This window comes from Psychrobacter sp. DAB_AL32B (assembly GCF_002224105.1).
In the GTDB taxonomy this organism is placed as follows: Bacteria; Pseudomonadota; Gammaproteobacteria; order Pseudomonadales; family Moraxellaceae; genus Psychrobacter.
Genome location: NZ_NEXU01000127.1, coordinates 1 through 6,395, shown reverse-complemented (window position 1 = coordinate 6,395; position 6,395 = coordinate 1). Strand labels below are relative to the sequence as shown.

Here is a 6,395-nt window from a genome sequence, read left to right as displayed (position 1 = left end):
GCCATCAAATAGAGATTAAACACTTAGACTGGATTATGGCCATTCACGAGCATTTACTAAGAAATTATTTTTCTCAGTAAATGCTCGTGAATGGTATTATTATTGATAGAGGTTTACTTTTTACTTAGGTCTAATATTAAACTTGCGTTTCTCGCATACGTTCTAATACATCAAGCCCTTGTTGTTTTAACCACCAAGGTATATCTATAAATACCCAGTTTTCAGACAGCTTATCGTTTTTACGATAATAGATATCCACCACTTGCATATCTGCCTGTACGCTGCTTGGCATGCCTAAAAACCCTCCTATCGGGGTGTTGGTTAAGTTGGGCCAGCCAAAAAAGCAAGCCAGCTCGCCATCAGCAAAACGGCATACATGTCCATTGTACTTCTTATCCCCCAAGCCATTACGGAAGGGCAGTTGATGCTGTTTTTGATAGCGTTCAATGGTGTAACTTGCGCCAATGCCACAAGGGCCGTACCAAGTCATATTTTGGTGCCAAGTTCGTGCCAAGACTTCGGGAGGACATCCCATGGCACCACTTAAATTGAGCTGATTAAGATCATCGATCATCATATTGACGGTATCAAGGGTTTTTTGGGTCTGCAAAGGGTCGCTTTCACCGCGTAAAATTCCTTGATGGTTGCGCGGGCCAGGGTAAACGAAATACTGCCCTGTCGAAGGAGGAAGAGGATAGACCCCCGCCTGTTGCATAACACCAATAAGATCTATAAATAATCCCGTATCGGTGATTTTATTGTTTTCTATTCGGTGAAACTCAGCATAGCGAATATTGAGCATTTTGCCAGTAGGGGGTATGTCGAGCCACGGCTTATCAAAAAGCCCTGTGAAATGGCCCATATTCATCACCCAAACGGCCTGATTCTTACTTTCTCTATTATCTTCAATTTCATTGGAACCACCAATAAAAATATCAATACGTCTTTGCAGGTTGGTGACGGATTCCTTGAGCGGTCGCCAAAACTGCTCAATTACCTCATCATATCCAGAGATTTCTCGAAACGGATATACCCCCTTCCAGTTGTAATCATCAGTTACGAATTGACTAAACAGTTCTGGTAACGAGTCTGCATCTGTGTTGTCAAAGGCTTCACAGTATTCCCAGATAAACTCTTTGGCTTGTTGAATCATATGTTGTCCTATTAATTTCCAGTTATTATCTAAATAAGATAGGTATATACGATAGCTAGGGTCTATTGAACGCTCAACACCCTAAACTATATCACTAAAGTTTAGGAATGGATTTATCTTATTCTACGTTATTGAACAGAGCCTTCTATCAATATCAATCGCTTCCATTGCCTTGATAGAGCTAAAAACTCAGAAGATCCTAATTAAAATAGCTAAGGTAAGTTCTATATTAGAACAATTTGAATTCGATTGCACTTTTATATTGTTATATAACTATTCATAGATATTATATTGGCTATAAATAAGTAAGTTTTAGCCTAAATTATAATAAATGTATTGTATTTATTTACTATATGTATAAGTAAATAAAGGGTTTTATGTAAATATTTCATATGATTAGACATCAGGTATTATAGTGTTTTTTAATATTAAATTCGTATGCAAAAATACTTGTGGTATGAAAGCAAAGTTGATATGATTAAAAACGTAATATAAGAAAACCAATCTAGTTTATCTATTAAGTAACATACTAAATAAGCACAAACGAGGACATGGATGTGATTACCTATTTAAAAGAAGGCAAGCCTGAGGCAGAACGTAACCAAGATGACGCTAAAGTACGTCAAGTGGTTGAGTCAACATTAGCAGATATCGAAAAACGTGGTGATATTGCGGTACGAGAGTTGTCAGAGAAGTTTGATAACTATTCTCCTAAAGCCTTTCGTTTAAGCCAAAAAGAGATTGATGAGTTGATTGCACAAGTGTCACCTCGTGATTTAGAAGACATTAAATTTGCTCAAACTCAAGTACGTAACTTTGCTCAAGCCCAACGCAACTCCATGCAAGACATTGAGATTGAAACAATGCCAGGGGTTATTTTGGGACATAAAAATATTCCTGTGCAGTCAGTAGGTTGTTATATACCAGGTGGTAAGTTTCCAATGGTTGCATCCGCTCATATGTCTGTTGCCACAGCTTCGGTTGCAGGTGTGCCTCGTATTATTGCTTGTACACCGCCATTTGAAGGCAAGCCTAATCCTGCTGTAATTGCTGCTATGCATTTAGGTGGTGCTCATGAAATTTACGTATTGGGCGGCATTCAAGCAGTGGGTGCAATGGCTTTAGGTACTGAGACTATAGAGCCTGTTCATATGTTGGTTGGCCCTGGTAACGCCTTTGTCGCCGAAGCGAAACGTCAGCTATTTGGCCGAGTAGGTATTGATCTGTTTGCAGGACCTACCGAAACGATGGTTATTGCAGACGAGACAGTTGATGGTGAAATATGTGCTACAGATTTGCTAGGTCAAGCAGAGCATGGTTATAACTCACCTGCTGTACTGTTAACGACTTCACAAAAACTTGCTGAAGACACCATGAGTGAAATCGAACGCCTACTGAAGGTATTACCAACGGCTGACACAGCATCAAAAAGTTGGGAAGATTATGGGGAAATCATTGTTTGTGATACCTATGAAGAGATGCTTGAAGTTGCGAATGAGTATGCTTCAGAACATGTGCAGGTAATGACAGATCGAGATGATTGGTTTTTAGACAATATGACCTGTTATGGCGCATTATTCCTAGGTCCTCGTACTAATGTCTCTAATGGCGATAAAGTTATTGGAACGAACCATACTTTACCAACTAAAAAAGCAGGTCGATATACAGGTGGGTTATGGATAGGTAAATATTTAAAAACTCACTCATATCAAAAAATAACCACAGATGAAGCCGCTGCAAAGATTGGCCGATATGGCTCTCGTTTATGCATATTAGAAGGCTTTGTTGGTCATGCTGAGCAGTGTAATGTGCGTGTACGTCGTTATGGTCATCAAGAGGTACCTTATGGCGAGGCTGCTGATTAAGCAAGCATGATAATCCAGTCATATTTATTTGATATCAGATATTTAAATTAGAGAAGGTAAATACTTATGCAATTACCAACGACACCATCATTTAACCTTACTGGTAAGCGTGCGTTAGTTACTGGAGCCTCATCTGGTATCGGATTAGGGTGTGCTGTTGCATTGGCTGAAGCTGGTGCAGAGGTGACATTAGCAGCGCGCTCTTCCGATAAGCTACAAGCCGTGGTTAAGCTAATGAAAGATAAAGGTTTGAAGGCTAACGCTTTAAAGCTAGATATTACCGATGTTGCTGCAGTCCGTCATTTATTCAAAAATGTATCTGATGCAGAAGCGTTTGATATCGTCGTCAATAGTGCCGGTATGGCAAAACACAGCCCTGCGCTAGAGACTGAACCTGATGACTTTGATGAAGTTTCTGATATCAATCTACGAGCATCCTATTTTTTGATGCAAGCGGCGGCAAAACAACTCATTGGTGCAAATAAAGCAGGTAGTCTTATCAATATTTCCTCGCAAATGGGGCATGTTGGTGGGTTTGATCGGGCCGTATATTGTGCCACCAAACATGCTGTTGAAGGCTATACCAAGGCCATGGCGATAGAGTGGGGTAAGCATGGTATTCGTATTAATACTATCTGTCCGACATTTGTAAAAACAGCCTTGAGCGCTTCAACCTTTGCTGACTCTAGTAAAAGCCAATGGATTATGAATAAAATTCATTTAGGCAGAGTTGCCGAAGTAGAAGATATTATGGGAGCTACTGTGTTTTTAGCTTCAGAAGCATCAGCAATGATAACAGGAACTTCATTATTAATAGACGGTGGATGGACGGCAGAATAGCTCAGTGTTGAGATGTCAGCGACTTTACTATTGAATGTTTTTGACTTGCTAGCTAGCTAGGTATAATGATTATTAGAAAACTCTATCAACAACCATAGCTAAAAGCAGGGCTATAAAAGGTTATGAAATGACAAATAAAAGTCTAAATATCAAAAATAGCATAAAGCATCAACGCGTTACAGCAGATCAAGTTGCTGAAGCAGCAGGGGTTAGTCAATCTGCGGTATCTCGGGTTTATACCCCAGGTGCAAGTGTGTCACAAAAAGTTAAAGATAAGGTGAAAAAAGCCGCTAAGGAATTAGGTTACCGTCCAAATATGTTAGCGCGCTCGTTAATTACCGGACAAAGTCGTTTAATTGGTTTGGTTGTGGCTCATCTAGAAAATCTGTTTTACGCAGAAGTGATTGAAAAGCTGTCTCATGCGTTGCAATCGCATGGTTATCATTTATTGATTTTTATGGCGATGAATGACAAAGAATCTACTCTTAAGGTGGTGGATGAGCTTTTGGATTATCAAGTGGACGGTATTATAACGGCATCTTTGAGCTTATCGAGCGATTTGACGGATCGCTGTCATGCAGAAAGCATTCCTGTAATTATGCTCAATCGTTTGCAAGATGATGATCGGCTTTCTGGTGTGAGCTCTGACAACTTTGTAGGCGGTCGTAAAGTAGCGGATTTTTTTGTCAAAGGTAATCATAAAAGAATCGCTCATATTTCAGGTTGGACTGGATCTTCTACCCAGCGCGACCGTGAAGCGGGTTTTATTTTAGGGTTGCAAGAGTCTGGTCAACAGTTATTTGCCAAAGCGGTCGGTAATTATGATCGTGAAACCGCAAAGCAAGCCACGATAGAGTTATTTGCTAATAAAACGGAGACAAATCGCCCAGATGCTGTCTTTGTTGCCAATGATTTTATGGCTTTCGCTGTGATTGACACCTTGCGTTACGAGTTAGGACTTAAAGTGCCAGAAGATGTGTCCGTAGTTGGATACGATGATGTTGCCGCTGCTTCTTGGGAATCCTATAGTTTAACGACAGTAAGTCAACCTGCTCAACGTATGGCAGATGAGGTGGTGTCTACTTTATTAGAAAAAATTGAAGCTCCTGATTCTCCACCGAGACGTATTTCGATAGATGGCCCATTGATAATTCGTAAGTCGGCAAAAACACCATCAATAATTTAGATTTAAAAAAGTTATTGAGAAAGCAATTAAAAATAGGAATAAAACAATGAAAGGAATTAGCAGAGTAGAGATGGAAAAGCGTATCGTGCGTTATGGAGATTTACAGCCTTGCCGCACCGCTTTTATTGATGCTCATACCCCAGGATCAAATTATAAAGAAAACTTCACTATCATTGGTGGTGGTGTATCAGAAAGCCCAGACCAGCATGTGCATATCAAAGAAACCCCTGGTTTTAACATTGGCGCAGCTGGCCAACCGCCATATTGTAAAAATAGCCTGCACCTCCACACCACTGCCGAAGTGTTTTTTGTGTTGAGCGGTCGTTGGCGTTTTTTTTGGGGTCTTCATGGTACAGCGGGGGAAGTGATTTGCGAAGCAGGAGATATTTTTAATATTCCGACTGGGGTCTTTCGTGGCTTTGAAAACATCGGTGACGACTATGGCATGATTATGTCGATACTCGGTGGTGACGATGCGGGTGGCGGTGTGACTTGGGCACCACAGGTCATTGAAGATGCTAAGGCTCATGGTTTAATTTTGGGTGACAATGGTCGGTTGTATGACAGTAAAAAAGGGGAGAGTCTACCTGAGGGTATTGCCCCAATGCCGCTACTCACAAAAGAAGCGCTTAAGCAGTATCCAGAAGTGCCCACCTCAGTAATCGTCCCTGATTATGTCGCTCGTTATTGGGATATGATGGCGCTGGCCAAGAAGGCACCTTGCCAAGTTATTGGCGAGCAAGCATTAATCAAGGATAAGCCTGGTTTTGCGGTGGATTTTTTGACACGCGGCTCAATTAGTGAAGAGGCTTATCAAACTGACTGTCATGAAGTTCTGATGGTAAAAACGGGGCATTGGACATTGAAGTGGCTAGACGATACGGGTGCAGAAGTCAAAACCAGTATCGCACCAGGGGATGTAGTAGCAGTGCCGCCCAACTTAATGCACAGTATTTATCCGTCGATGTTTGGCGAAGCAGCACTATTTAGAGTGAGAAACACAGTTGAACCTGCAGGGCCTACTTGGATGCTTAATTGATAGCTTCAAATCCAAAGTAATTATAGTTGAACATATAATTGAGCTCAGGTATATCAAGATAAGATAACAGCGTAAAAATAGTATGCACAGAGCGAATAGCAATGCAATCGAGATGGTTATCTTAGGGTTATATTTGCGACTTAAAACTCACTATACATATTAGGAATATACCAGTGATACCGTTAGTTCTTATCCCCGGCATGATGTGTGATGCAAGACTTTATACACCGCAAATTTCCGCATTTTCTCATAGAGTCCCGATTCATATTGTTGCATGTTTCAACTCACAATAATATGCAGGATTTAGCAAGA

The 6,395-nt window shown here is 40.7% G+C and carries 5 protein-coding genes; 4 read left to right on the top strand and 1 reads right to left on the bottom strand.

All coding sequences use genetic code 11. The features are described from left to right. Nucleotides 1-136 precede the first annotated feature (136 nt). Entirely contained in the window at nt 137-1,153 is a 1,017-nt protein-coding gene (locus CAN34_RS13455) for an ester cyclase (protein WP_089556076.1), read from the bottom strand. Nucleotides 1,154-1,710: 557 nt separating this feature from the next. Here CAN34_RS13455 and hisD point away from each other — a divergent pair. The 4 genes from hisD (at nt 1,711) to CAN34_RS13435 (ending at nt 6,083) form a co-directional block, all read left to right on the top strand. Further along, nucleotides 1,711-3,018 (top strand): histidinol dehydrogenase, encoded by a 1,308-nt coding sequence (gene hisD / locus CAN34_RS13450; protein WP_217320634.1) that lies wholly within the window; start codon nt 1,711-1,713, stop codon nt 3,016-3,018. Between the two features lie 66 nt (nt 3,019-3,084). Further along, a complete protein-coding gene (locus CAN34_RS13445; RefSeq protein WP_089556074.1) occupies nt 3,085-3,858 on the top strand; it encodes an SDR family NAD(P)-dependent oxidoreductase in 774 nt (257 codons plus the stop codon). A 127-nt stretch (nt 3,859-3,985) separates the two neighbouring features. Then, complete coding sequence (locus CAN34_RS13440) at nt 3,986-5,044, top strand: LacI family DNA-binding transcriptional regulator (protein WP_089556073.1); 1,059 nt, start codon at nt 3,986-3,988, stop codon at nt 5,042-5,044. Between the two features lie 46 nt (nt 5,045-5,090). Continuing rightward, complete coding sequence (locus tag CAN34_RS13435; RefSeq protein ID WP_217320633.1) at nt 5,091-6,083, top strand: cupin domain-containing protein; 993 nt, start codon at nt 5,091-5,093, stop codon at nt 6,081-6,083. The last annotated feature ends 312 nt before the right edge of the window (nt 6,084-6,395 follow it).